General features: G+C 56.0%; 21 protein-coding genes and 3 pseudogenes. 7 read left to right on the top strand and 17 right to left on the bottom strand.

Translation table 11 applies throughout. The features are described from left to right. Window positions 1-562: 562 nt before the first annotated feature. The 9 genes and pseudogenes from uvrA to ACPW74_RS07625 form a co-directional block, all read right to left on the bottom strand. Window positions 563-2,159: pseudogene (uvrA, locus tag ACPW74_RS07665) on the bottom strand (excinuclease ABC subunit UvrA); the annotation flags it as partial. 83 nt (window positions 2,160-2,242) lie between these two features. Next, window positions 2,243-2,548 carry a hypothetical protein gene (locus tag ACPW74_RS07660; protein ID WP_425858847.1) on the bottom strand — a complete coding sequence of 102 codons (306 nt, stop codon included), beginning with the start codon at window positions 2,546-2,548 and terminating at the stop codon, window positions 2,243-2,245. A 179-nt stretch (window positions 2,549-2,727) separates the two neighbouring features. Continuing rightward, complete coding sequence (locus tag ACPW74_RS07655) at window positions 2,728-4,302, bottom strand: curlin (protein WP_024941331.1); 1,575 nt, start codon at window positions 4,300-4,302, stop codon at window positions 2,728-2,730. 34 nt (window positions 4,303-4,336) lie between these two features. Next, window positions 4,337-4,858: a hypothetical protein gene (locus ACPW74_RS07650; RefSeq protein ID WP_005895593.1), complete on the bottom strand. Its 522-nt coding sequence runs from the start codon at window positions 4,856-4,858 to the stop codon at window positions 4,337-4,339. A gap of 265 nt (window positions 4,859-5,123) precedes the next feature. After that, entirely contained in the window at window positions 5,124-5,978 is an 855-nt protein-coding gene (locus ACPW74_RS07645) for a CsgG/HfaB family protein (RefSeq protein WP_041204616.1), read from the bottom strand. 7 nt (window positions 5,979-5,985) lie between these two features. After that, a complete protein-coding gene (locus ACPW74_RS07640) occupies window positions 5,986-6,384 on the bottom strand; it encodes a curli assembly protein CsgF (protein ID WP_024941329.1) in 399 nt (132 codons plus the stop codon). Between the two features lie 11 nt (window positions 6,385-6,395). Continuing rightward, a complete protein-coding gene (locus ACPW74_RS07635) occupies window positions 6,396-6,833 on the bottom strand; it encodes a curli production assembly/transport protein CsgE (RefSeq protein WP_024941328.1) in 438 nt (145 codons plus the stop codon). Further along, window positions 6,833-7,477 (bottom strand): LuxR C-terminal-related transcriptional regulator, encoded by a 645-nt coding sequence (locus tag ACPW74_RS07630; protein WP_024941327.1) that lies wholly within the window; start codon window positions 7,475-7,477, stop codon window positions 6,833-6,835. The genes ACPW74_RS07635 and ACPW74_RS07630 overlap by 1 nt, the downstream gene beginning before the upstream one ends. Window positions 7,478-7,735: 258 nt before the next feature. Further along, a pseudogene (locus tag ACPW74_RS07625) lies at window positions 7,736-8,159 on the bottom strand (ISAs1 family transposase); the annotation flags it as partial. Here ACPW74_RS07625 and ACPW74_RS07620 point away from each other — a divergent pair. The 4 genes and pseudogenes from ACPW74_RS07620 to ACPW74_RS07605 all read left to right on the top strand — a co-directional run. After that, a pseudogene (locus tag ACPW74_RS07620) lies at window positions 8,159-8,961 on the top strand (IS3 family transposase); the annotation flags it as partial. The pseudogenes ACPW74_RS07625 and ACPW74_RS07620 overlap by 1 nt on opposite strands. A 52-nt stretch (window positions 8,962-9,013) precedes the next feature. After that, window positions 9,014-9,976: an IS5 family transposase gene (locus tag ACPW74_RS07615; RefSeq protein ID WP_024941324.1), complete on the top strand. Its 963-nt coding sequence runs from the start codon at window positions 9,014-9,016 to the stop codon at window positions 9,974-9,976. A 90-nt stretch (window positions 9,977-10,066) separates the two neighbouring features. After that, window positions 10,067-11,014, top strand: coding sequence for an IS30-like element ISAs2 family transposase (locus ACPW74_RS07610; RefSeq protein WP_043171239.1), 948 nt, complete (start codon window positions 10,067-10,069; stop codon window positions 11,012-11,014). Window positions 11,015-11,312: 298 nt separating this feature from the next. After that, window positions 11,313-12,566 (top strand): IS256 family transposase, encoded by a 1,254-nt coding sequence (locus ACPW74_RS07605; RefSeq protein ID WP_113069873.1) that lies wholly within the window; start codon window positions 11,313-11,315, stop codon window positions 12,564-12,566. Window positions 12,567-12,961: 395 nt separating this feature from the next. On the opposite strand, the gene ACPW74_RS07600 is transcribed toward ACPW74_RS07605, so the two are convergent. From ACPW74_RS07600 to ACPW74_RS07590, 3 genes are read right to left on the bottom strand one after another with little or no spacing between them, the layout of a single operon-like run. Continuing rightward, a complete protein-coding gene (locus tag ACPW74_RS07600; protein ID WP_425858843.1) occupies window positions 12,962-13,849 on the bottom strand; it encodes an HDOD domain-containing protein in 888 nt (295 codons plus the stop codon). After that, window positions 13,833-15,077: a tyrosine-type recombinase/integrase gene (locus ACPW74_RS07595; RefSeq protein WP_010674969.1), complete on the bottom strand. Its 1,245-nt coding sequence runs from the start codon at window positions 15,075-15,077 to the stop codon at window positions 13,833-13,835. Before ACPW74_RS07595 ends, ACPW74_RS07600 begins: the two co-directional genes overlap by 17 nt. 15 nt (window positions 15,078-15,092) lie before the next feature. Next, a complete protein-coding gene (locus tag ACPW74_RS07590) occupies window positions 15,093-15,302 on the bottom strand; it encodes a hypothetical protein (protein WP_021140683.1) in 210 nt (69 codons plus the stop codon). A 123-nt stretch (window positions 15,303-15,425) separates the two neighbouring features. On the opposite strand from ACPW74_RS07590, the gene ACPW74_RS07585 reads away from it, so the two are divergent. Further along, window positions 15,426-15,653, top strand: a complete 228-nt coding sequence (locus tag ACPW74_RS07585) for a helix-turn-helix domain-containing protein (RefSeq protein WP_059169915.1) — start codon at window positions 15,426-15,428, stop codon at window positions 15,651-15,653. A 516-nt stretch (window positions 15,654-16,169) separates the two neighbouring features. On the opposite strand, the gene ACPW74_RS07580 is transcribed toward ACPW74_RS07585, so the two are convergent. The 4 genes from ACPW74_RS07580 to parS form a co-directional block, all read right to left on the bottom strand. Then, window positions 16,170-19,478: a tyrosine-type recombinase/integrase gene (locus ACPW74_RS07580; RefSeq protein ID WP_043171237.1), complete on the bottom strand. Its 3,309-nt coding sequence runs from the start codon at window positions 19,476-19,478 to the stop codon at window positions 16,170-16,172. Continuing rightward, window positions 19,463-21,841, bottom strand: coding sequence for a site-specific integrase (locus tag ACPW74_RS07575; RefSeq protein ID WP_043171236.1), 2,379 nt, complete (start codon window positions 21,839-21,841; stop codon window positions 19,463-19,465). The genes ACPW74_RS07580 and ACPW74_RS07575 overlap by 16 nt, the downstream gene beginning before the upstream one ends. After that, the gene (locus ACPW74_RS07570; RefSeq protein WP_021140685.1) at window positions 21,834-22,412 is read right to left on the bottom strand and encodes a hypothetical protein; all 579 of its coding nucleotides are present in this window, start codon (window positions 22,410-22,412) and stop codon (window positions 21,834-21,836) included. Before ACPW74_RS07570 ends, ACPW74_RS07575 begins: the two co-directional genes overlap by 8 nt. A 331-nt stretch (window positions 22,413-22,743) precedes the next feature. After that, window positions 22,744-23,196 carry a type II RES/Xre toxin-antitoxin system antitoxin gene (gene parS / locus ACPW74_RS07565; RefSeq protein WP_021140686.1) on the bottom strand — a complete coding sequence of 151 codons (453 nt, stop codon included), beginning with the start codon at window positions 23,194-23,196 and terminating at the stop codon, window positions 22,744-22,746. Window positions 23,197-23,450: 254 nt separating this feature from the next. Here parS and ACPW74_RS07560 point away from each other — a divergent pair, with 254 nt between their 5' ends. Together ACPW74_RS07560 and ACPW74_RS07555 are read left to right on the top strand one after the other, a co-directional pair. Continuing rightward, entirely contained in the window at window positions 23,451-24,758 is a 1,308-nt protein-coding gene (locus ACPW74_RS07560) for a Fic family protein (RefSeq protein WP_021140687.1), read from the top strand. A 78-nt stretch (window positions 24,759-24,836) separates the two neighbouring features. Next, the gene (locus ACPW74_RS07555; protein ID WP_010674977.1) at window positions 24,837-25,088 is read left to right on the top strand and encodes a type II toxin-antitoxin system Phd/YefM family antitoxin; all 252 of its coding nucleotides are present in this window, start codon (window positions 24,837-24,839) and stop codon (window positions 25,086-25,088) included. A gap of 420 nt (window positions 25,089-25,508) precedes the next feature. Here ACPW74_RS07555 and ACPW74_RS07550 read toward each other — a convergent pair whose 3' ends face one another. Continuing rightward, a complete protein-coding gene (locus tag ACPW74_RS07550) occupies window positions 25,509-25,757 on the bottom strand; it encodes a hypothetical protein (RefSeq protein ID WP_010674978.1) in 249 nt (82 codons plus the stop codon). Between the last annotated feature and the right edge of the window lie 351 nt (window positions 25,758-26,108).

Genomic DNA, 26,108 nt, shown 5'->3' with positions numbered 1-26,108 from the left:
GATCTCGCACCTCGATAACTGTACGTAAGATCAGTATAGTTCGTGGTAACTGACTGCTAATCATGGGTAATCAGGTAAAATTTACCCATAAGCTGACATAAAGTGGCATCGACCTCTGCGCCTTCCCCTACGATGTTGTAATTTTACCACACCACCAACCTATTCAGCTTTCACACCAAGCATTCAGCTGCTTGGCGACTTCATACAGGCTGCTTGGGCATTGCAGAATGGGATTCTCAGCGATGAATTGCAGGAATTTGCCACGCAATGGCAATGGGTTTATAACCATGAGCGGCCTAATATGGCGCTGGGTGGCTACACGCCAAAGCAGCACCTGGCGCGGGCCGCCTGACCTCTACTTTTGAATGCCCCTGAATATGGGGGATTACCGGCAATTTTAGAAAAGGGCCGAGTCAAAAATCGACCTAGCAATCAAAGAGGAAGGTGCTACCCACTTATTCGCACCTTCCCTAGGAAAGTCAACATGATGGGACGACTGTTTCGCTCTTGAACTTTCTAACATTTGAAATCAGAGGGGGAGCCCGCATGCTGACCATCCCCTGAGGGTCTTGAGCAAGCGCTCGTTGTCCCGCTGGTGCAGGCCGATGGAGGGCTCATCCAGCACATACATGACCCCCCACCAGACCGGCACCTATCTGGCTCGCCAAGCGGATGCGCTGGGCTTCGCCGCCGGAGAGGGTCTCGGCGCTGCGGGACAGGCTCAGATAGTTGAGGCCCACGTTGACCAGAAAACCGAGCCGCTCGACGATCTCTTTGAGGATCTTGTCCGCTATCTGGGCACGCTGGCCGGTGAGCGCCAGCCCCTCGAAGAAGGCCAGCGCATCGCCGATGGATTGTTCGGCGATGGCGGAGAGGTTGCGGTTATCGACGAATACGTGACGCGCCTCCTCCCGCAAACGGCTGCCGCCGCAACTGGTGCAGGACTTGTTGGCGATGTATTTGGAGAGCTCTTCGCGTACCGAGTTGGATTCGGTTTCCCGGTAGCGGCGCTCCATGTTGTGCAAGATCCCCTCGAAGGGGTGCTTGCGCACCACCACATCACCACGGTCGTTCATGTAGCGGAACTCGATCTCGGTTTTGCCCGAGCCCCGCAGCAATACTTCCTGCACCTTGGCGGGCAGATCCCCCCAAGGGAGCTCCAGATCGAACTGATAGTGCTCGGCGAGGGATTTCAGCATCTGGAAGTAATAGAAGCTGCGCTTGTCCCAGCCACGGATGGCGCCCCCTGCCAGGCTCTGGCTCGGATCGTGGATCAGCTTGGCGGGATCGAAGTACTGCTGCACACCCAGGCCGTCGCAGGTGGGGCAGGCACCGGCTGGGTTGTTGAAGGAGAAGATCCGCGGTTCGAGCTCCGACATGGAGTAACCGCACTCGGGGCAGGCGAAATTCGCCGAGAAGGTCATGGGTTCAACCCCCTCCTCCCCGTCCATGGGCACCACCAGCACGATGCCGCCGGAGAGGGTCAAGGCCGTCTCGAAGGACTCGGCGAGGCGCAGGGCCAGATCCTCGCGCACCTTGAAACGGTCGACCACCACTTCGATGGTGTGCTTCTTGTGCAGCTCCAGGCTGGGGGGATCCGAGAGGTCACACACCTCGCCATCGATGCGGGCACGGATATAACCCTGAGCCGCCAGGTTCTCCAGCAGCTTGCTGTGCTCCCCCTTGCGATCGCGCACCACGGGCGCCAGCAGCATCAGCTTGCTGCCTTCTGGCTGAGCCAACACCTGATCCACCATCTGGCTGATGGTCTGGGCGGCGAGCGGTATGGCATGGGTGGGGCAGCGAGGCTCACCCACCCGGGCAAACAGCAGGCGCAGATAGTCATAAATTTCGGTGATGGTGCCGACGGTCGAACGCGGGTTATGAGACGTAGACTTCTGTTCGATGGAGATGGCCGGCGACAAGCCCTCGATATGATCCACATCCGGCTTCTCCATCAGGGAGAGGAACTGGCGGGCATAGGCGGAGAGGGACTCCACATAACGGCGCTGGCCTTCGGCATAGAGGGTATCGAACGCCAAAGAAGACTTGCCGGAGCCAGAGAGGCCGGTGACCACGATCAGCTTGTCGCGGGGAAGAGTCAGATTGATGTTCTTGAGGTTGTGGGTGCGGGCACCCCGGATCACGATTTTTTCCATCTTGTTGCGCGCTCGATACGGTAACCAGAGCGGGCCAGTATGGCATAGAGACTACTGGATGAATAGACAGTCCAGACGGGAAATCATGGAGATGAGGGGCACTCGAATGTCTGGTCGATCTCGCTCAGCAACAAGGCCCCCTGCCACAGCTGCAACCGTATTCTTGCCTGATAGGGACAAGCCAGTCCCAGACTCAGTCGTCCCACGCCATGGGGCCGGTTGGCGACCAGTTCGGCCCCCGCTCTGGCGCTGATGACTGCGCCCCCGCCCCCCTGGCTCCAGAGATCCAGGGCAAAGGTAACGGCCCCCGACTGGTCGCTTTGCAGGGTAGGGGCCAGGGAGAGGCCGGTCGGCCCCTGTTGGACATTGAGGCTTATCTTGGGGATCACCTTGGCCTCCTTGGCCGGTTCTGACTCGCCCGCCCATCCCGAGGGAGACAAGCTGAGCCATAGGAGCAGCATCACTAGCCGCCGGTGCAGGGGAGTGGTCTGATGGCATGGACCAGCCAGCCAGTCCCGGGTTCGCACCAATAAAAAAGGGGCCCGCAGGCCCCCGAATGTGCAAATCATCAGTTGCCGCCCTGATAAACATAGGCGTGGTTGTTGCTGCCATAGACATCGACCTGAGCCGTGTTGAAGCTCGCAGTCTGTACCACATCGACCAGGTTGCCACCGCCATTCATACCGGCGTTGACATAGACGTCGGCCACATGGTTGTTGCCGGTCTGGCTGACGGTCAGATCGTTGTCGCTACCCAGGTAGGACTCGACAGAGGCGTTGTTCAGGTCGCCGGTCTGGGTCACGGTCACGGTAGAGCCGGAGTGGGACGCATCGGCATAGGCCCAGTTGTCGTTGCCGGTCTGGGCCACGGTCAGCTCGTTGTCTGAACCCCAGGTCCAGGCGCCTTTGCCTTGCACATCACGCGCGGCCGCCACCTGGTTGCGATCCCCTTGCTGGTCGATGGCGATCTGGTTGTTGCTGCCCGCTTCCTGCACCGCGTTGGCGTAGTTGTCATCACCGCTCTGATCTATGGTCACCACGCCAGCGGTGCTGCTCGCCAGCTGCTTGACCACGGCCTGGTTGCCGTCACCCATCTGATCGACACTGGCCTGGTTGCCCGACCCTCTCTGCTCGGTATCGGCCAGGTTACCGTCACCCACCTGGGTGATGGAGCTCTGCTCACCGACACCGCCCTGATAGGCAGTGGCCAAGTTGTCATCGCCCAGCTGATCGATGGTCAATGCATCGTCACGGCCAGTCTGGCTGGTTTCGATCTCATTACGGTTGCCAACCTGGGTCAGGGTGGCGCTCTCGTTGGTACCAGCCTGATTGGCGGTCAGGGTGTTGCCCTCACCGGCCGCAGAGCCAGACTGCGCCGTCTTCACATAGCCATCGACACCGCTCTGGGTGACATAAGCCTTGTTATCGAGATCGCGCTGGTCGACCAGGGCCTCGTTGCCGCTACCCGATTGAGTCACCTTTGCCAGAGTCCCCTCCGGATAGGCGTAACCATAATTATTGGTGGCCTGAGTGACGGTGGCTTTGTTCAACTGACCGGATTGGGCCACCTGAGCTTCGGCACCATCGGCAATCTGCTGGGAAACGCTGGCTTCGTGACTGTTGCCAAGCTGGCTGACGTTGGCGATGGCTTTATCGGACCAATAGTTGTTGATGCTGGCATCGTTGTTGTTGCCAACCTGACTCACGGTGGAGCTGGCACCATCACCGTTATCCTGCATCACGTCGGCACTGTTGTGGTTGCCGACCTGGGCCACGGAGGCGTGGGAGCCTTCGTTGAACACCTGCTGGGTCACGGTCGCGACGTTGAAGTTGCCTGTGCTTGCCACCTGGGCGACGGATCCTGCGGTGCTGGACTCCTGGGTCACCAGGGCATCGTTGCCTGCCCCGACCTGAGCCACACTGGCTTCGGACTGGCTGGTGTTTTTCTGGATGGTCTTCGCTTCGTTGTCGGCACCAATCTGGCTGATACTCGCCTGATTGTGGTTGCTGCTATCGATCTGCTCGACGGTGGCCAAGTTGTTGTTGCCGGTCTGGGCGACGGTCGCCTGGTTGTTGGCGGAAGCCGCCCAGACGCTGGAAGTAGCCAGTAATACGGCAGAGGCGATGATGGTACGTTTGAACATGATTTCCCTCTCGTGCTTTGGTGTGAGCCTGGGCTCAGTTGGTTTGAACTACTCTCACTTGCTGGTTGGCGCCCGTCTGAATGACGGTGGCCGATAGGCCGGAGCCGTTTTGCTCTATGCTGGCCAAGTTGCCATCACCGAGCTGAACGGCCCGTGCCCTGTTGTCATATCCGCTCTGGCTGATCCAGGCCTGGTTGTCCATCCCCTGTTGCCACAGCCAGATCTGGTTGCCGATACCGGCCTGGTAGAGCTCGGCGCTGTTGCCAACTCCGAGCTGGACCGCATCTACCCAGTTGTTGTCGCCGACTTGATCCAGTCGCAGTTGCTGCTGCTGGCCCTGTTGCATCAGGCGGATCTGGTTGTCATTGCCTGACTGGCTGAGCTGCAATTCGTTATCCGAGCCAAGCTGCCAGAGGTGGGCCTGGTTGCCCTCCCCCCGCTGAACCAGCTCAAGCTCGTTGCCCTGACCCAGTTCACTCAGGGAAGCCAGGTCCTGCGCCAATGCGGGCAGGCCTAGCAGACTCATGATCAGCAGGACGGGATTCAGGTATTTCATCTGTGATTACCTTTTTGAAGTGCGGGTCCAGTATCCCCAGCCCCCCGGGCCAGGGCCATCAGGCACACAGCTGATTCGAGGCTGATTCGGATCCAGGGTTTGTCTGGTAGAAAAGGCTGAGGTCAAGCTGAGCCATGCCTCTTTTTTGCAGGTGTCGCGCCAAGGGATGGAGGGGGGATAGACCATGAAAACAGGCCCATGATGGGCCTGTGGAGAGGAGCTGAAAGGGGCAAGCGATAGATAGAAACTAGCGACGCTGCCTCGACTAGAGGATGGGGGCGCTGTCTTGCAGATAACCCTGCAGTATGGGGTTTTCCATGTCCCGCGCATCGGCCAGCTGCCAGAGGTTGTCTCGCACCCCGTTGGCAATGAGCCGGATCACCGCCGATTCGATGGCAGACATGACGCACATCTGTACCGGTTCGTTGGTGCTAAAGCCCGCCTCGGCCTCCAGCAAGCGCTTGTACTCGACGAAACGGAACACTCCGGCCTGCACCTGCTGGGACAAGATGGTCTTGGAGGTGGTGACGCTGTTGAGAATCCGGCCGGAGCGGATATCGACGGCCCTCAGATTGACGGTCACCTGATCGACCCGGTATTCGCCACTCGCCCCTATGCCGAAGTACTTGGCCCCGGCACCGCCGGTACGCACATTGCTGTCATAGGCCACTATGCCCCCTTCGATCAGGATATTGGCCGCCACCAGAGAGGGTAATTGATGCTGATTATTGCCGGGCACATTGGGTTTGTTTTGCGTGGCCCGCACTATCTTGCGCTCGGTCAGCAGGTTCTGCAGCCCTTCCCGCTCCAGAGGCACGAACCACTGGGAGTCCCATAGCGCCGTGCTCAGCATGGCGACCCCACCCTGGGTCACTGCGGTGGAGAAGTTGGAGGCTGGGGCTGGCAGATACTGACCGGTCTGATCGCGAAAATCATAGACGGCGGCCACTATCTTGCCCTTGGGTTTGGGCAGGCTGATCAACTCTTTGTAGGAGATGGATCTCGGCATCAGGGTCGCCTTCTCATCCGCCTCGGGAGAGCCTATATGGGTAGCACACCCCCCCAGAGCAAACAGAATGGCGAGCAAAGGCAGGGCGGTAAATAACGGTGTCCTTGTCATAACGTCCTCAGTCGGCGATCAGGCCATTCACTTCTATCATGGTGGTTTCATTCGTCGATCTGTCGGTAATGGAAACGGCAAGAGTGCCATCCTCATCCACCACATTGATCGCAAACTCGTCGGTGACCAGGCTACCGCTTTGACTGCCATCCTTGCCGATGTCGGCCAGCAGTTGGCTCACCAGCCGCGATTGCAGACTGGAGGTGAGTCTGTCCAGAGCCGAGGTGCCGCTGCTGCTGCCAGTGGAGGGATCCTTGTAGTCGTTCTGGGCGTTAGCCGTGCCCAGCAGATGACTGCTGTTGAGCGGGTTACCGCCAAAGCTGGGGTTAGTAGGCCGATAGATAAGCTCGGAGGCAGAAGCGGTCATGCTGACCGTCAGTGCCAGAAGCAGGAGGCGTGAGCACATATGCTATATCCTTATAGTTCATCGTGTTCCAGATCGAAGGTATCCATGAACAGGATGGCGACCTTCTGCTGTTGTAAAATTTCGTTCACTTGGACCCAGGCCTGCTGCGCTGCAGCTTCTCCCTGACTGCGCACCGGGGAGAGGGCCGTCCTAAACAGCACCTTGCGATTGTGGGTGATCCAGATCAGGCTGCCCCAGCGCGCAGTCGGCCGCTCATGTATGGTGATGTTCTCCCGCGCATTCGGATCCTCGTCCTCTCGCAATCGGCTGAAGTGATGATAAAAAACCTGACCGAAACGGGTGAAGGTACGGTCTATCACCAGACCCCCAATCTCTATCCTGTCGCTCTCCTGCTCGGGTTGCAGCGATTCCAGAGGCGTGTTGGCATCCCCTTCATTGGCAGCTAGGGCACCAGAGATCAACCAGAGACAGAGCAGCCAAGTTCGCATCAGTAGGAGCTCGTCATATCGAGGTAATCTTTAGCCCAGCTCACGGCTTGCAACCGATTCTTGACGTTCAACTTCTTGAAGACGTTATAAAGGTGGGACTTGATGGTGTGCTCGCTGACAAACAGGGTGTCAGCTATCTCGGTATTGGAGGCTCCCGTCATCAAATAGCGAATGATCTCGCGCTCTCGGACCGTCAGCAGATTCTGGCTGCGTTGGGCTGGCTCCATGCCCTGTCGGTAATAATGGACCAGCTCGCACATCAGATGACGCGGGATCCAAAACTCCCCCAGCATCACCTTCTTGATACCGGCTACCAAGTGATCCAAGGGATCCTGACGAAAGAAGAGACCGCTGGTATTGGGCCACAGCAGCAGCAGATCGCGATTCGTGCTGGTCGGCGCATTGAGTAATATCGTGCTGGCCGATTCGAAGGCGGCTATATCCCGGCTCCAGCCAAACTGCTGGCTCGACTTGAGATAGTCCAGATCGATCAGGAACAGGTTGCAATTCTCGATAGCCAATAGTTGATCGGGATGGCTAATCAGGCGTATTGGTTCACCGAGTTGGGCCATCAGGTAGGTGGTGAAGGTCGTCGCCTGAACATTGCCTTCGGTCACGAGTACCAATGGAATCTCTGTCGTCATGGAGCTCTTCCTTGAACTGTGTGCCTATCGGCTTGAATAGTTTTTATTCGCCAATAATGGTCGCAAGAGAGTATCAAACACCGGTTTTTATACAGCATTAAAAAAGCATTAGACGTCATTAAAACTCGATGGAAAATTTTTTTTGTAGAAAATACAATGATCTATGATCCACCCCATTTAGGGGGGGGCAGCAATGAGACATCGATATGCCAACTGTCATTATACCTTTAGCCCCAGGGTGAGAGCGTGAACATTTTGTTAAAATTCACCCAATTTTTTCAGGCCCGCATTGAGTACCGTTTCCAGATATTCGCTGCTCATTCCTGCTATTTTTTGCTTCCGTCTTACGCTCGCCTTACGTGAAGTCTCGGCCCTGAGCATGTTCAGCCCCATGTGCCGGATGCACGCTAAAATCTCTGCCGCATCACCCCGATAGATTGGGCAATCATCCTCGCCCATCGTGACATCCAGTACCAAGTACCCAGTACAGGCTATTTTCGATGGCCCAGTGCCCACGCACCGCCCGAGAAAACTCATCCCGCTCCAGCGTTTTTGAACAGATGAAGTAGTGATGTTCAAGGGTGGCTTTTTTCATGTTTTCAATGCGATAAGAGATGGCCACGCCAATGCTGTGCAACTGTTCCCAATGAGGAAACTGGGCGGCCAACTCGCCCGCCGCCACCCATCCCCGAGCTATGCCGCGAGCATGGCATCAGCAGCGCCACCTTCTACAAGTGGCGCGCCAAGTTCGGCGGCATGGACGCCTCCCTCATGGCTCGTCTCAAGGACCTCCAGGAGGAAAATCGCCGCCTCAAGAAGATGTATGCCGAGGAGCGCCTCAAAGCCGACATCCTCCAGGAGGCCATGGCAATAAAGTGGTGACGCCATCTACCCGCCGGGAGATGGCCACCCAGGCGGTCGCTCACTGCGCCCTCTCCATCCGGCTCGCCTGTCGGGTGTTCGGGGTCAGCGAAGGCTGCTATCGCTACCAACCGGTACTGGCCGAAGAGAACCAGCTCATCGCCGACTGGCTGCTGCGCATCACAGCCAGCCAGCGCAACTGGGGCTTCGGGCTCTGCTTCCTCTATTTGCGCAACGTCAAAGGGTTTGGCTGGAACCACAAGCGGGTGTACCGGATTTATCGGAAACTGGAGCTCAACCTGCGGATAAAACCCAGGAAACGGCTGGTGCGTGCAAAACCGGCGGCGTTGGCGGTTCCTGCAAAACCCAATACCTGCTGGTCGATGGACTTCATGCATGACCAGCTGTCCGATGGACGCTCGGTGCGGTTGTTCAATGTGATAGATGATTTCAACCGGGAAGCGTTATGTATCGAAGTCGATTTTTCGCTTCCCGCCTCGCGGGTCAAACGGGCGTTGGAGCAGGTGATAGCGTGGCGTGGCAAACCGGCGGCCATCCGCTGTGATAACGGTCCGGAATACATCAGCGAGGAGCTCAAACGCTGGGGAAGGTGCGAACAAGTCCTTGATGTGAGATCATCGCCACATCATTTTGGCATCAGGGACGAAGCTCAACGTGACTCATCAATTGACATTTGCCGACAGCGAGTTCCACAGCAAACGCCGTCAAACTCGAAAAGAAGCGTTCTTTGCCCGTATGGAGGCGTTGCTGCCCTGGTCAAGAATGCTGGCCGTGATTGAGCCCGTTTATCCCAAGTCCGGCAATGGTCGTCGCCCCTATCCGCTGGAGACCATGTTGCGTATCCACTGCATCCAGCAGTGGTACAACCTCAGTGACGGAGCGATGGAGGACGCGCTCTACGAGATTGCCTCCATGCGCCTCTTTGCCAAGCTTTCCCTCGACCAAGCTATCCCTGACCGTACCACCATCATGAACTTCCGCCATCGGCTGGAGCAGCACCAACTGGCTCGCCAGCTCTTCGAGTCCATCAATCAGTGGCTCTCTGACGCCGGCATCATGATGACTCAGGGGACCTTGGTTGATGCCACTATCATCGAGGCCCCCAGTTCGACCAAAAACAAGCGCCAGCAGCGCGACCCCGAGATGCACCAAACCAAGAAGGGCAACCAGTGGCACTTTGGCATGAAGGCCCATATCGGCGTCGATGCCAAAAGCGGCCTGACCCATAGCCTGGCAACCACCGCGGCCAATGAGCACGACCTCAATCAAGCCGGCAATCTGCTGCACGGGAAGGAGGAATTTGTGTTTGGTGATGCCGGTTACCAAGGGGCACCCAAGCGTGAGGAGTTGGCTGGGGTAAAGGTCGAATGGGCCATTACCGAACGCCCAGGCAAGGTCAAAGCGCTCAAACAACGTCCGCGCAAGAACAAGGCCGTTATCCAGTTTGAAAGACTCAAGGCCAGCATCCGAGCCAAGGTTGAACACCCATTCCGGCTCATCAAGCGTCAGTTTGGCTTCGTCAAAGCGCGGTACAAGGGGCTGATGAAGAACGACAATCAATTGGCGATGCTGTTTACGCTGGCGAACCTGTTCCGAGTGGATCGGGAATTCAGATAATAAGTGCGACACTCATGGATGAATGGCGAGAGGTGGCCAACTGCTGATTGGTGGTACCCTTCTGCTCGCCAAAGTATAAGCAGTATCACCATGAGCTATCAGCAGTTGACCGAGGGGCAACGATACCAGTTATCGGTGCTTCGCGCACAGGGGATGTCCATCCTTGCCACCGCACGCGCCATTGGCGTTCATCGCTCCACCCTCTACCGGGAGCTGCGTCGTAACGCCGGGCCGCAGGGCTACCAGCCAGACAATGCGCATCAGCACGCCACCCACCGACGGGCCAGTGCGGCCAAATCTCGGCTATCTGCCGATGTCATCCAGTTTGTCGAGCTGACACTCGCCTGGTGGTGGAGCCCGGAGCAGATAAGCACGGTGGGCAAGCAGATAGGCCTCATGGTGAGTCACGAGTGGATATACCGCCATGTGGCCGCCGACAAAGCCCGGGGTGGCCAGTTGTACCGCCATCTGCGCCAGGGCCACAAGCGCTACCGCAAGGGGGCGAGCAGCCTGCGTTCTCCCATCAAGGAAGCCCGCTCTATTGATGAACGGCCGGCTATCGTCGATAGCCGGGAGCGGCTCGGTGATTGGGAGGCGGACACGGTGCTGGGCAAGCAAGGCACAGGTGCACTGGTCACCCTGGTGGAGCGCAAGAGCCGGCTCTATCTGGTCAAGCGGGTCGCGAGCAAACAGGCTGGGGTGGTGCGGGATGCGATAATCGAGATGTTAACGCCCTACATCGAGCAGGTGCATACTATCACCTTTGACAACGGCGGCGAGTTTGCCGAACACAAGGCGATAGAGGAAGCGCTGGGTGCCGAGACTTACTTTGCGCACCCTTACTCTTCGTGGGAGCGCGGTCTGAACGAGAACAGCAATGGGCTGTTGAGGCAGTTTATCCCAAAGGGAACAGACCTGAGAGAGGTCACGGACGAGGATGTCAGGAGAGCGGAGCAGTGGCTCAACCTACGACCTCGGAAATGTCTCGGATTCAGGCAGCCTGTCAAGGTATTCGAAGAGTACCGTCAGGCGGCATAGGCGAGTGTCGCACTTCGAAGTTGAATTCGCGGATCAATTGATAAGGGCACAGGAAAGATCTACCTAAAATCGGGGAATACCCCCAGAAAGGGGGTGAAAATGGTTATAAAGCCTGATTTTTGAAGAAAATGGGGCAATTTTAGAAAAGGGCCGAGTCAAAAATCGACCTAGCAATCAAAGAGGAAGGTGCTACCCACTTATGAGTTATGGTGATTTCTGGTGTACGGAGGGATAGAAGGAGTGGCGTATCCTGCTGATTGATTCCTGCAAGAATCTCAATCAACAGAGCGGATACGCCATGAAACATTCTACCCTCACTGTCCTGCCACAACCAGAAGGCAAGCCCGGCGACATGCTCACCGAGCTGCTACGCGCCGGAGCCAGGGACCTGATTGCACACGCTGTGGAGGCGGAGCTCGCCATCATGCTTGAGCAGCATCGAGAGTTGCGACTCCCTGATGGCCGCCAGGCGGTAGTGCGCAACGGGTATCTGCCCCAGCGGACTATCCAAACCGGCATCGGAGACGTTGAAATCAAAGTGCCCAAGGTACGCGACCGCAGCGGCTCCGGTATCAACTTCACCAGCACCCTGCTGCCGCCCTATCTCAAGCGCTCCCGCAGTATCGAGGAGCTGTTGCCGTGGCTCTACCTCAAGGGGATATCCAGTGGGGACTATCAGGAGGCCCTCTGTGCGCTGCTCGGCGACCAGGCCAAGGGGCTGTCAGCCAACACCGTCTGCCGGCTCAAGCAAGGTTGGATTGATGAGCACCAGCGGTGGCGACAACGAGACCTGACCAAGTCTCGCTATGTCTACTGGTGGGCCGACGGGATATACAGCAACGTGCGCATGGATGACCGGCTCTGTTTGCTGGTCATCATCGGGGTGACCGAGCACGGGCGCAAGGAGCTGGTTGCGGTGGAGGATGGTCACCGGGAGTCAGAGACAAGCTGGACGGAGGTGCTGATGGGACTGCGAGGCAGAGGGCTCACCCTCAGTCCCAAGCTGGCCATCGGGGATGGGGCACTGGGCTTTTGGAAGGCGCTGGCCAAGTGCTACCCGGACACAGCCCATCAGCGCTGCTGGGTTCACAAGACAGCGAATGTCTTGTCGGTGCTGCCCAAGTCGGTACAGCCCAAGGTCAAGGAGGCGCTGCATGATATCTGGATGGCCGAGACGAGAGAGGATGCTCACAAGGCGTTTGATCGCACCCTGACCCGTTTTGAAGCGAAGTATCCAGGGGCCATGGATAAACTGGTTAAAGACCGGGATGAACTGCTGGCGTTCTATGATTTTCCGGCGGAGCACTGGGTCAGTATCCGGACGACTAACCCGATAGAGTCAACGTTTTCGACGGTCCGGTTACGCACCAAGCGAGCGAGAAACTGTGGTTCACGGGAGACCACGCTGGCGATGGTTTATAAGCTGCTGGAGTCGGCCCAAAAGAACTGGAAGCGGCTCAAGGGATTTGCGCTGCTGACGTTGGTGGTAAACAACGTGAAGTTCAAGGACGGAATACAGATGCAGGAAGAGTCAGACAGGAACGCCGCCTGACTCCATACACCACATTTGACAATAACTCCCCACTTATTCGCACCTTCCCTTGTGTGACTACCAACATCTCGGTGTTTTGCTATCTGATTAAACCCTTCCTGATTACCCATGATTAGCAGTCAGTTACCACGAACTATACTGATCTTACGTACAGTTATCGAGGTGCGAGATCATGGCCAAAAGCAAAATCCAATTCCAGAAAGTCACCACACACATCACAGATAACATCTACGACCTGCTCCGTCGGAACTATCGCTTTTACCAACATATTGCCTCCCGCATTATCTCAACACGCAACCTGTTTACCCCCGGCAAGAGCCCCATCGGACGTTGTGGGTGATGCCACCATCTTGCCAGCTCTTCTTTAAAACCGGTTTAAGCCCACGACCACGCCATCAATCCAGCCGCTTGTAAATCCGCGTATCGCTGGTCGATTTCCGAAACCAGTAAAAATCGGGCAATCCTGCAAACACCCTGCGCCAGTTGAATACTTCGGCCGATAATCGATCCGCCATCTTGACGATAGTCTCCGGCATATACTGGATAAGCGGCTTGCCAATCGATGCGGACAAGCAGGCCGACAGGGCTTCAAATGCCCGGGGATCCTGGCTCATCAGACTTTGCAGGTGTGGCTCCAACTTCATGAAGTTCAGGGCTTCATGCTGGGAGCAGATCCCCTCTCCGGCTTCCACGTTGTAGTAGAGGTAGAGTTTGCCCACATCGTGCAGCAATCCCCCTAGGAAGGCGACGTCGGCGGTGCGTCCATCAAGCCGGTATTGACGACACAACATCCTGGCTGTCATCGCCACTTCTACACTGTGCTCCAGCACACCCACATGGTCATGATGATGGTGATGGCTCGCCCTGCCTCGATAAAACCCGGTGATAAAACGCCGGTCACGTAGGATCCCGAGGGAAAAGCGCCGTAACCCGCCGGGCGGTAACATGGCATAGAAGCGCCACAGTGCCTGGATCATCTGGCCATGCGACTCATTGAGGGCCAAACCAAGGTGAAACTCCCACAGTTGACGCCCCTCGTCCCCTGTGATGCCTTCCAGAGCGCGACAACTGCGCAATGTGACAGACTGCTGCTCCATCCCCAGCATTGCCAGTACCAGCTGCCCCGACGGCGCAATAGTTGCCATGCATTTATCTGAGACCGAGACTCGATGGACGGCCTTTGGCGATAACAATTCCCAACACTCATACTCGCCCTCGCTATCCGCCAGTCTGGTTGCCCACATCAGTTCGCCGCAATCCGCATATTCAGTGACGTGTACCATGACCCGCCTCCCCATCGTGTGAATCCCACCTTTCCGCCAGCGCCTTCGAGGCAAGCCGCTGCTGCTCGAATCCCGCCAACATCTGCTCAAAGGCATGCCCATCCCGACCCGACAGATCAGGCACGTAACGGGAATAGACCCGGAATAACATCTGAGTGCTGTTATGGCCCAGTTGCTTTGCTATCCACTCAGGGCTCTCACCTGCCGCGAGCCAGAGCGTGGCGGCGGTATGCCTTGTCTGATAGGGCTTGCGCTTCTCCAGCTTTAACAACGACAGCAATGGGTACCACACCCGATTGGCCACATTGCGATCCTCGAACGGGCTGCCGTGCTTCGTGCAGAAAACAAACCCATCTGGTGAGACCTTGCCATCGTAGCGGTCGCGTTGAGTGAGAAATGCCTGATAAACCTGCTCACTCATCTGCACCGCGCGATAGGAGCCATCGGTTTTCGTCGGGATCAGTTCATTGCGGACCCATGCCTGATACACCAGGATCTGCCGGCGCTCGAAATCGATGTGGCGCCAGGTTAAACCGTGGATCTCGCTCGAACGTAGCCCGGTAAAAAACCGGATGGTGTAATAAGGGCGAAAGTCAGCCCTCACCACTGCCAGCAGTCGACCAATCTCTTCAAGACTGAAGGGCATGATGTTGCTACGGGGGATCTTGAGTGCTCGGATATTGCGCCAGGGCGAGTCAAAACCGAACCGATCTGCCGCATCTGCCAACATCATGCGAAGCGGCGTCATGATGTGGTTGACCCGTGAGGCTGAGATCGGCTTGCCACCTCTCCCGGGCAAACGAGCGATCATTGTCCTGAATGCCAAGATCGCAGACTTATCGATCACGCTCAGCGGCTGATTGCCAAAGTGCGGCAGCAGATGGCAATCAAGAATGTCGCGGATGGTCTCCTGCTGGGAGGTTCGCCACTCGGCCGATTTTTCCTGGTACCACTGCTCAGCAAAATCAGACAACAGAGGGCACCCAGCCCGCAACACGGCTTCCCGCTCGGCCAGTTTGGTGAAGTAGCCACAACGCGGGCTGTTTGGGAAGGTTTTGCAAAAATCAAACTGCCCGAGGGTGATTTGTGCCTCCAACCGTTCACAATACTGCTTCAGTTTGTGGCGATTTTGGCTTGTATCGGGTAACCCAGTGCGCTCACGACAGCGCTTCCCCTTGAAGCAAAAATCGAGGTAAAGCAATTGGTTAAGGCTATATACTGTTGCCATAAGAATCCACCTCCCCTAGCCCTGAAACGACTCGAACATTGCGCTGTGCTTGAGCATTTCCTCTTCGATAGGCTCCCAGAGAAACAACAACTTACGACCGCCAAACGGGCGAATATAGTGCAGCCCTTCGAGCAGGACAGAGTCTTTCAGCTGATTGCGGATAGTACGTGGATCGAACTTGATGCGAGCAGAGAGCTCTTCTGTTGTCAGGTAGGTGTATGCCATAATCATATCCTCTCTTTTTTCTCTTCAAAAAAAACAAATGCACCACAGGAGGGATTTTAGCACCACAAATCGTTAGTGCAACGATTTTTGCCATCCTGCAGGTCTTTTTTCTATGGAGGAGTGATGATTAAGTGCCATCTATCCCGAATTTTGGGTGAACGGAAACTCAAAGTTGCCGAAGTTGCCAGAGATACGGGTATCAATCGAAACACTTTGCATCGTCTCTACAATGAGACGGCAACGCGAGTGGAGTTAGAAGTAATAGAACAGTTATGCCACCATTTAAGAATTGAGATTGGTGATTTGTTTGAAGTGGTGGGTCACCCTCCCGAGAATCTCGGTGGAATGTAACAAAAGACTCTTACGAGAGAACCCAAAAGGTCTGGTTTAACGAGGTCAGGGGAACGGTGACGTGGTAGTCAATCTGACCATCCCAGCCTTCCTCACCTCATCAATATGCACTTTCCCATCGATACTCCGGATAAATTTTCATCCCCCCTGAGATGAGGTAAAAAAATGAGCCGAAGTCGACGAAAGACCCCCATGTTTGGCTACACAACAGCGACGTCTGAAGCTGAAGACAAGCGGATTTGGCACAAACGCTGGCGCGCTCAGTTGCGTGGCCAGCTATCACGCGACGCAACGACGGATGACTTTTTGCCAATACTCCAACGCGCCGTTTCGAGCCCTTGGAACATGGATAAGGATGGGAAAAGCTGGTTCAGCCCTCGACAGCAGCGCCGGCAAGCAGAGCAATTCCTGCCCCTTCAAGGCCTATCCACATCAGATGCGCAGCGCGCAGTGGTCAGGCAGCTGGCAAAATGGCGAAGCAAATAGATTTTTATTCTATTTCAGCATGTTGCACGTTCAATCTGTAAGCTCACGCGCGGTTTGACGTGCAAAGTCGGCTTTCTTCTTGTTACCTAGCGATACCAGCTCTTGGATGCTCATTACTTTCAGCGCCACGACATAGGCGACTGTCCGCAGCAACGGAGTGCTGTAGCGCGCCATTGGTTTTACCGTGTCAGCATTTTGCTGCCGCTCAGTAGAACGCTGACAGATACCCGCCTCGTCAGGATGAATTATTCGCAGTAGTGCCCGGTTAGCCCCACTTTTTTCAATGAATTCACTCTTCACGCGATAGCGTGAGATGACCTCCCGCCATGGGGATTTTTCACTCCGTTTGGCGCCACATCGTACCTCGATCGCAATCCGTGTCGCTGGCAGCAGTAACACCGTCACACTCAGGAAGGCTTGCAACATCTGTGGATCCGTGAAGGGGATCCCAGTGTTGCGAGTATTGCTTCGGACTAGCAGATAGCCAATCCATTCGATGAAAGCCGCTCGTTGCTCGCGATAGACCTGGCGAGCCAGTTTAACCACTTTACGGAGTTCGACTTGCTCCTTATGACTGCGCAAGGCTCCAGGAAGCAAATTCAGATGATGTGACGTTGAGTAGAGCAATCGCTGTGCTCCCCGCTGAGTCTTAAATGCTTTAAGTAAATGAATTTTTTCAACTAACTCATCGACCATAGCGGGTGTGAGTTGATAACGATTGAGTTGATCGGTGATATCTTCATGTCGTGCGAACCGTGCGATCAGCTCCAGAGCGGCATCAAAATCCAGCTTGTGTTTAACCAAGGGAGGGTAAGGTGCACACTCCATCAGGACCCAGGAGACCTGTTGAAGATAAGGCGAAAGCGACTGGAGCAGGGCCTCCCGGCAGCGCTGCCATGTCAAGGGCCCCTCCAACCAGTCGTTCTGTGTGAGCTTTGCACGAGACAGCCCGGTGAAGTGGTGTCGCAGTGACAAAGACCAGTCGTACTTGGCCTGCAACAGACACGCTGCATTGACCCAGTGGGTAAAATGCAAATATGAGTGCAACGTCGTCTCCGGGCTCTGATGGCCAGCAAACTGGGCCAGCGCCCAATAATCCCCCTGAGTGGATGAGTGTGTGATGGTCTGGTAGATAGCGGTACACTGTGCGGCCGACCAAGGCAGGAAATGTGCCCACCCTGGCAAACTGTGCAGTGCCAGAGCTTCGTGATGTAGCAGCAGTTGCAGGCGGCTCAATGCCGTATGCCGCAGATGATGGAAGGTATAGTATTTCCCACCAACCTGCCGAAGGATACTGGTTAACGGCCCCCTGATCTCTTCATCCGACATCGGTATCAACCAACCGCTCTGTGAGGGAAACGCCAGCGCGTTCGCGTTTTTCGCCTTTCGCGGCCATAACCCAGACAAGTACGCATCCAATCGAGTACGCTCTTCCGGGGTCAGCAAGACCCCCAGGGGGATCTTGCGGGTGGCACTGTCACTCTTGCCATCATCAAGCCGGGTATCGCGAATATATAGCCAGCACTCTGGACTGCGTTCGATATCTTTCAACCTGAGCTTTTGGATCTCGCTCAAGCGCAGTCCAGCACGATAAGCCACGATGTATAACGCGCTCAGACACTCTCGGTAACTCGATGAGGTGTGCGTCATCCGCTCCATTCCACGCAGCAACTGTCGAAAGAGAGGTTCACTGAGATAGGTGGCACGCACATGGGGCCGCTGGCGCTCGCGCGGGACCAGCTCCTCCGGCAATGGGGCCAAGTGGTAACTCGCCACCGCATAGCTGTGCAGGCTGGTCAAGCGTGCAGCCATGTAGCTGACAGCATTCTTTTGGCTAACGGGCGCCTCGGAAGAGGAACTTTCCGGCTCTGCGGAGGAGGATCTTTCCAGGTCCGTCCGTTCAACCGCACCAGAGAGCGCCGGGTCGACGACCAGATTTGAAGTCCCCCCATACTCTTCCAGCAATGCTCGATAACAGCTCAGAAAACGATCGCCATCCCATAAGCCGAGATCATGATCAAAGCACCGAACAAGCCATTGCTGACCACCGCGACTAAGGTAACTGCGCAGCGTCGAAGGCTTGTTTTTGTTCTTTGCGATGCATTGATGTAGCCACCCGACCAGGATCTGCTCTGACTTGCTGAGGGTCTGCTCATTGCGCAACCGATTCAGTCCTGCGAGGCAGCTTGCCTTCGTCTGCTTGCGAGTCGCGCTCTCCTTTTCCGCCAACACCGTTCGCAACCGAGCCAGTAAGGATGAATAAGGGTGGTCTTCGCCATGGTAGCGCCGACGCTTGGAACTGCCTGCCGTCAGGTTATCGACTAATCCGGTACTCGCCTCCTGCGCCAAACACACCACTTGGTGACCATCCGCAACCGTCGGATGATGCAGTGAAAGCCAGTGTTCATGAGGCAGTGGTACACTGTGTAACGCCCCAGATGCCACATGAGTCAGGATCTGTGGCCAGCGGACCCCGGCTTGCCCACCGGTTACCAGACTCGCCCCTTGGCAAAACTCTTTGATCCCGCGCAGGGGTGCAGTCAGATGTCTCTGGGCCCATAAGCTGAATGTGTCGAGCTCAACGGCAAGCTCAAACGTTTTGCCGCGCCGACGATACCAGCGCTGTACCAACCCCAGAGTCGGCAGGCTTAGGAAAATCTGGAGCTCGGTAACCCCCTTCCCTGCTCTATCGTGCGCATTGGTGGCCAACGCCTTGCTCTCTAACGTCAAAGGCAACCAAACAACTGAGCCATTCGTGCATAATCTTCGCCGCTCAGCGATGGCCAGCATCAGTGCGTGCAAAATCGCCGTCTGGTGTACACCGCAGTAAAACACCGCGCTATGAAGAATGTCGGCCAGTAAATCTTCAGCTTCGATCAGGCTAGTGTCGCGGGCCTCGATCTGTCTATGCCAGTTCAGCAGCGCTTGACTACAGCGCTGCGCTTTGTCAAACCACTTTTCAGTGTAAGGTAGCGGGCGCCGAAGCACCGTCAGGGGGATTGTCGGCAACGGCAACTGCCAATACCCGCTGGTATTGCCCTGCTGCAGGCAAAGCAGGATGGCTCGCAGCCCAGCCTTGAATTCAGACTGTCGCCTATACTTGCCCGTCAACGTGCTCATCGCCAATGGCCACAGATACTCAAACCCTCGGACATCGGCTGGCTCCTTGAATAGGCCGGGCAAATGTTGCAACAGCGCATCCAGTGCTCGACGCTCTATTTGCACCTGAGCACGTTTGAGACGATCCCGACGCATAGCCCGACCAGACCGAAGAACGTTCGCTGCACGCTCATCTTCCTTTCGAAGCTGTTCACGCCAATCGATCAGTGGATTGTCCATTCGCCCATCACCTTCAACCCGAGGGTTTGATGCCATTTGTCCAGCACGTCCGTCAGGGTAAATAGATCGCTCAACGCCGCACTACTGTACTGGTTTGTGAACTCTGTCCCCATCTCCTCATGACCAAGCAGCGCATCGATAAACTCGGTGGCCACGCCTTGCTCCAGCAGGTGGCTGCGCACCGAATGGCGATGCCAGTTTGGCGCCAGGGGCAACAGATTTTCGAACTGCCTCATCATCGAATTTGGGGTGACGATTTCTGTGCCTTCCAGGCTGCCATCTTTGGCCTCGACCGCCCAGAACAGGAGCGCTCCAGCTCCACTCAATGCTTGCTCCGCCGCCGACACTAACGGCGCCAGCAGCGGCTCACGCTGACATGCCAAATATGTCAAATAGCGCTCCCAGGCTTGCAGTTGCTGCACTGCCAACGCTGACAATGGCACCAACCTGGCCGAGCTCACAGATCGTCCCTCTTTGTCTGTCAGCCGGATAAAGCGACTGATGAGGCAGTAATCGCCACGCCTGCCGTACATCTCCGTCACGGGCCTGGCGGCAGTAGAAAGATGGAGGATCAACAAACTGTGGCGCACGAGGAGGTTATGATATTGCGTCAGCGTTGGACGCTGCTGCCGTGACCCACTGAGTCGTGCACAGAGGTACTGCTGATAATTTCCTAGGAGTCGAGCAAGCTCGCCAACGCTAGGATAGAGGCGTGATCCGACAGCTCCTTGTTCTAATTCCGGTGCCAGCACCACCGCGGTCATCCCCATGGAGGCCAAATAACGGCACCAGATCTGCAACACGTCTTTACGTGGCACATGACTGTAGGCCATAGGGGAACATTGCTGAGCCGCCTTGCCACGCAGGATACCGGCAATGGCGCTATCAATCCCCTCTCTTTGCAACCAAGCACGCTGGTAGTTTTGCAGCTGTCGCATGGTCAAGGCCGTGCCAGCTCGCTCATTTGCTCGCGCTAAACAATCCACCTGCGCGCTACTACTCAATGTCCTCCAACCGTGTCCAACCAATAAATGAGTGGCCCATTTTGGCAAAGGTAGCTGCAAGAATAAGTCGCTCTTTGGCAAAAAAGAGTGCAATTTCCTATGCACTCGGCTGTGGGCAACCTCTACATAGCGTTGTAGATACGCCCCATGAGGAAGCCGCCAAATACCACTGGCATTCTTTGAGGGTCCGTCGTCATCGGCAAATCGAGAGCCAGGAGCAGGCAATTTAATCTCAGTACTCGGCCAGACCGGCAGCTTGTGCAAGTCCTCGCTACTCGTGCCCATCACCAGTTGCAGCAGGATCGACAGCGCCGGCAACGCCGTTTCATCGACCGCCTGAGGCATCAAGGCATCGACGAGGCGTGTGATCTGTGACGCTGTGGCAATCCAAAGGTTGGCCGGCAACTGCAGATGACGCATCGACATGGAGAGCGCTACCGAGGCGCTTTGCAAAACCCTCGCCTGAATATCCATCAACCCCTGTGGCTGAGAGGACACCAGCAGCGTCTGCTGCTCAGGGAGGGTTCCTCGCTCCTCTTCACCCTCCCACTCGGTCAGTTTGACTTTGCCGCGCTGCAGCAGAACCTCCCGTAGCAACAGGATTTGGGTCTGCTCGTCGAGCTGCTCTTGATAACGCGCCTCCAGTTGGAACCGCTGGCGTTCGCCGGTTGACCGGGTACCCGTTTTGATCTCTTTGGCTCGCGCCTTATAGAGTCGGCTCAGTAGGGCCTCCAAGGCCCCTGTATTGACGCTCACCTGCTTGTTATTGGCATATTGCTCTCTCTGGATCTTGATGGCTTGCAATAGCGTCAGTATCGGCTGCGTAAAATCGACCTCAGACAGGGCCTTAATCATCACCTCACGTTGATTGTTCGCCATCAGCCTGACGTTGCGCAGCGCCTCTTCGACCGTTTGGTCCCGCTCGGCAATACCCTGAGAAAAATTGATATGTGATAACGCCAAGACGGCCAGGATCGTCACGGACTTGAGCTGAGCAAATAGCTCACCGTTGAGGCTATGGCCACTACGCAATTCCGCCAAGATGGCGTCAACGAGATAGAATTGGCTGAGTCTCCGATCTTTACTCAACCGCTCACGCATTTGCATGGCAGAGAGTGGCGATGGGGGCAGCATCTCTTTGGATGAGACAGAATCGATCCACTGCAGCTCGGCGGCCAACAACGCGGTCAGTGTTGGATCCAATCCCAGGATCCCCTGACAGCAGGCTTGCAACGATTCAAGGATTTGCCGGTGCCACTCGGCCAACGCCTCCGGAAACACCAGCTGTCGGGTAAGGGAACGGGCGGGTTCAGCGTCAAGACCCTCCACTGCCTGCTCCTGCGAAAGGTCATCACTCATCGGCTAACCTCTGCAAGAAGAAGTTAGGTTCGGGCACCGATACCATCCCGTTCTTTTTGTCTTTTTGCCGGGACTTGCTCAGCGCCTCCTGAGCATGCGCCAGCTGTTCCCGGGACAACCCGCACACCTTGGCCCAATAGTCTTGAGACAACCGCTTCTTCTGAAACCAGTTAAGACGCTGCTCGTCTGTCAGAACGCGATTGAAAATTCGTCGGCTGCATTCGATGAGACGGGGCTCCCCTAACAGCGTCATCAACCTCAGCCACTCCCCGGCCAGATGCTGCTCGACCTCACCATCATTCAGCCCGCAGGGGATCAATCGTTGCCCAGGCGGCGGTTTGATTGGCGACGGCCAAGACAATACTGGCAACAATGGCCCTACGATCATAAGCGCACTGCCCACATCATCGCCTGACGACAAGGGACGATAGAGAATAATGGCTGACTCCCAGAGCGTATGGAATTGATCGGCAATCGGCAGCCCAGTCTTGAAGCCCAACTCCAACCACGCCTCACGAAACGCGACTAACGCCGGATGGATCTGATAGTTCCCTGACTCCTTCGTCCTCATGTAAACCCCGTGTATCACCCGTTACTAACACATTACATAAAAATGTATTTTGTTTTCAAACAGTTCCTTAGCGATAAACCGATTCAGCCACACACCGAACCTCTGAACCTGCGCATGGCAGGCCTACCGCAGGCAGGTACTGTGAATGAAGTCAGGAATGGAGATGCAATTCACCAAGTGGGTAATCGTCGAGGGAGCGGGATCATTTAGCCGATATGCAAGGGGGAATGTGACTGACTCGGGTGACGTCAATTGAACAATACTTGGCTTTCTCCTGCACATGCTGGACACCGCTGTCGAGCGGTAACGCCTTCAGCGAGATAGGTCGCCATCAAACGACGACGCCATGCTCAATCTGGCCGATGAGATCGATAACTGCCTGAGCTCCGACAGCGGTCGTCAGGAAAGTAGCAGGAGGGTTTCCTCCCAGCGCCCGGGCAGGTTTGTTCAACCACTCAAGCGCCTTCCCCCTGTCCCCCTCGAACAGCGACTCCGCAGCCTCCATCACACTAACGAATGAATAGATACGGGCACTCTGAGCGCGGGACAGCAGGGCCGCCGCAGTGCGCTTGCGTGTCACCGTCGAGCGGTCAATGCCAACCAGCTGACAGACTATCTTGACGTCGCAGCCCAGCAACGCAGCCAGTTCATTGACGATGGAGGGAGCCATTCCAGCCACAATGAGATGATGCGCCCCCACAAGCTCCTGGGGCAAGGCCAGCGAGGCCATCAGCCCCTTCGGTTGGCGGATCTGGCGAACAGAACGATAAGCAGCGTAGGACATGGCGAGGCGGCTCCCTGTATCATTGCGCCTTTAAACTAGCCCATCTAAACCATACCATCAACGATGCAGGACTCTTTCAAACCCCAAACGTTAACCTATGAAGCCACCGCAAAACTGCGCCAAACTTGCCACTAAAACTGGCGCAGTTTAGTTAACTGCGCCAAAATGGCGCCATATATATGAAAAACGCGCCAACAAACACGATGTCAGCGACCACAGACCTACTAGAGACTATCAGGGGATCCGAAAGCGGATTGACGCTGGCTGAACTGCTGGGCCGCCACCCGAGCATAGCCAGACGCACCGCACAGCGCCTGATAGCCAAGCTGATTGAAAGCGGCCACATCACAGCCCAAGGCGAAGGACGGGCTCGCCGCTATCATGCTGACTCCGAGAGCCATACCGAGCCCCGGATAGCCAAGGTGGACAGTTTCCCCGCGTTCATCCCACTCTCTGCCGACAGCCTGGATATCCTTGCCTATATCGACCAGCCCCTCCCAGCCCGCAAGCCCGTGGGCTATCAGCATGATTTCTTGCAGGCATATCATCCCAACGAAACCTGTTACCTGTCCGAATCACTGCGCCGTCAGTTGCACAACATGGGCAAGACCACAGACATCGATGAGCCTGCCGGCACATACAGTCGAGCGATCCTGAACCGTTTGTTGATCGACTTATCATGGGCATCGAGCCACCTGGAAGGTAATACCTATAGCAGGCTAGACACCCGTGAACTTATCGAGCACGGCAAGGCCGCGCGGGGTAAGGGAGCCATCGAAACGCAGATGATCCTGAACCATAAAACCGCGATCGAGTTACTGGTCGAAAACATCGACAGTGCCGAATTTAACCGCTACACCCTGATGAACTTGCACAGCGCCCTGGCGGAAAACTTGCTACCCAACCCTGCCGATGAGGGGCGCATTCGCCAACATGCTGTCGACATCAGTAAAAGTATCTATCGCCCGTTATCCACGGCACAACAAATCGAAGAGGTGCTGGACGAGGTGCTGAGCAAAGCCAATCAGATCCACGATCCGTTTGAACAATCGTTTTTCATGATGGTGCACTTGCCCTACCTACAACCTTTTGCCGACATCAATAAACGCACTTCCCGCCTAGCCGCGAATCTCCCCCTGTTTCGTGGCAACCTCTGCCCGCTCACCTTCCTCGATGTACCAGAACAGGCCTACAGCCGCGCCACCCTCGGTGTGTACGAAATGGCCCGCATCGAACTGCTACGCGACCTGTACGTGTGGGCTTATGAACGTTCAACCCAAGAATATCTTGCCATCAAGCGGGATCTCGCCGAACCTGACCCACTTCGCCTAGCATGGCGGGATCTTATCAAACAGACTGTCCGTGGGGTCGTCACGTCGATCCAACTTGATCCACTCAGCACCATTGAACAAGCGGTGTCAGAGAACGTCCCGCAGCAAGAGCGATCGGCCGTACAGGCACTGATTGTTGAAGAGTTGCGAAGGCTGCATGAAGGTGTTCTGGCACGCTATGGTTTACGGCCCTCGGAGTTTATCGCGTGGAAAGCGCAACATGGGCGCTGATTGATACTGTGACAATCGTCGAGTTGAGTATCTATTAAGGTATTCCATAGTGCGGTGCTCTATGCCGAGGACATCATCATGAGTTACCAAAGCCTGGCAGCCACCACTGCCAATATCACAGAGCTCAGACGCAATCCAATGGGGACCATCAAAGAGGGAAAAGGCGATGCCGTCGCCATCCTCTATCGTAACGAGCCAGCATTCTATTGTGTGCCGCCTGAGCTCTACGCCTACTATCTGGAACTGGCCGAAGATGCCGAGCTGAACCGTATTGTCGATGAGCGAGTCAAACGGTCGGAGTTCGTCAGCGTCAACCTGGAGGACCTATGATTTAGAATCCCATCCTTGCCATCACTACCCTCAGCTCTTGCAAATCAACGTTGATCAAGCGCGGGCTGGAGATCAACGCTACGATGCCCCTTATTGTCATCGCAGCATTAGTCGTGTCATGGCCCTCCTCCCCTCATTGTGTGAGCGAACTGGCAGCGCCTGCTGATCTGGGCCCCGGTGTAGTAATAAAGGGGAATTCACTTGGGCGCTTCCGATGGAGACGAACCACTGAAAAGCAAAGGCCGTCAGGCGGCATTCCTGTCTGACTCATCCATCCGGGGTTTTCAGCGTCCAATTTTGACCACCCTGGAGTGTGTGCAACCATCCGATTTTTGGATCGAAGATCCATCAGCAGCTTGTTGTCGTGCTCGGACTTCATGCGGTAGGCTGCGCCCGGCGGCAAGACGTTAGCCTAGTGGTTCATGTCGATGATGACGCAGGGATGGCCGCCACCCGCCGGTTAAACTCGGCAAACTCTTCAGCATTATCTTCCCAACGCTCAATGCTGGCCGCCAGCAGGTCTAACAGCTGGACGTTGTTATCGTAGTCATCCACCAGCTCATCTATCAGTGCCAGCGCACTTTCGTAGTCATGCTGGTTGTCGATATGGGTGAAGTAGGGCAGCTCGGCCAAGGCCTCTCGGAGCTGTACCAGAATGGGTTTCAACATGTCAGAGTTACCTTGTTGGTTGCGCCCCCCCGTTTTCGATAACACTGGGGACCTGTCCAGTTTAGATCTTCAATGGAGGTGGCTGCTTGGTATGACACCATCACTGCATTTGCAAATTTTCCCGAGAAACCTCGGCTAGATTGGCAAAATTTCGTGCTCATCAATTCAAGAAGGTATTTAAAGAAGCGAACGCGGGTGCGAACTTGTGAGCTCCCGTGAAGCGATCGCAACAATCATGGACTCACTGACAGAGACGATCAACCGACGCACCATCGCCGCCTTGGCTTTTGTTGCGCCAACCCCAGTGCACTCCTGCTGAAACTCGTTACACCTTGTTTTAATGGCCCCTTG

This window comes from Aeromonas sp. INTO2, assembly GCF_049860605.1.
In the GTDB taxonomy this organism is placed as follows: Bacteria; Pseudomonadota; Gammaproteobacteria; order Enterobacterales; family Aeromonadaceae; genus Aeromonas; species Aeromonas caviae.
Note: the sequence above shows the minus strand (reverse complement) of the source record. Positions and strands in the feature narration are given on the sequence as shown.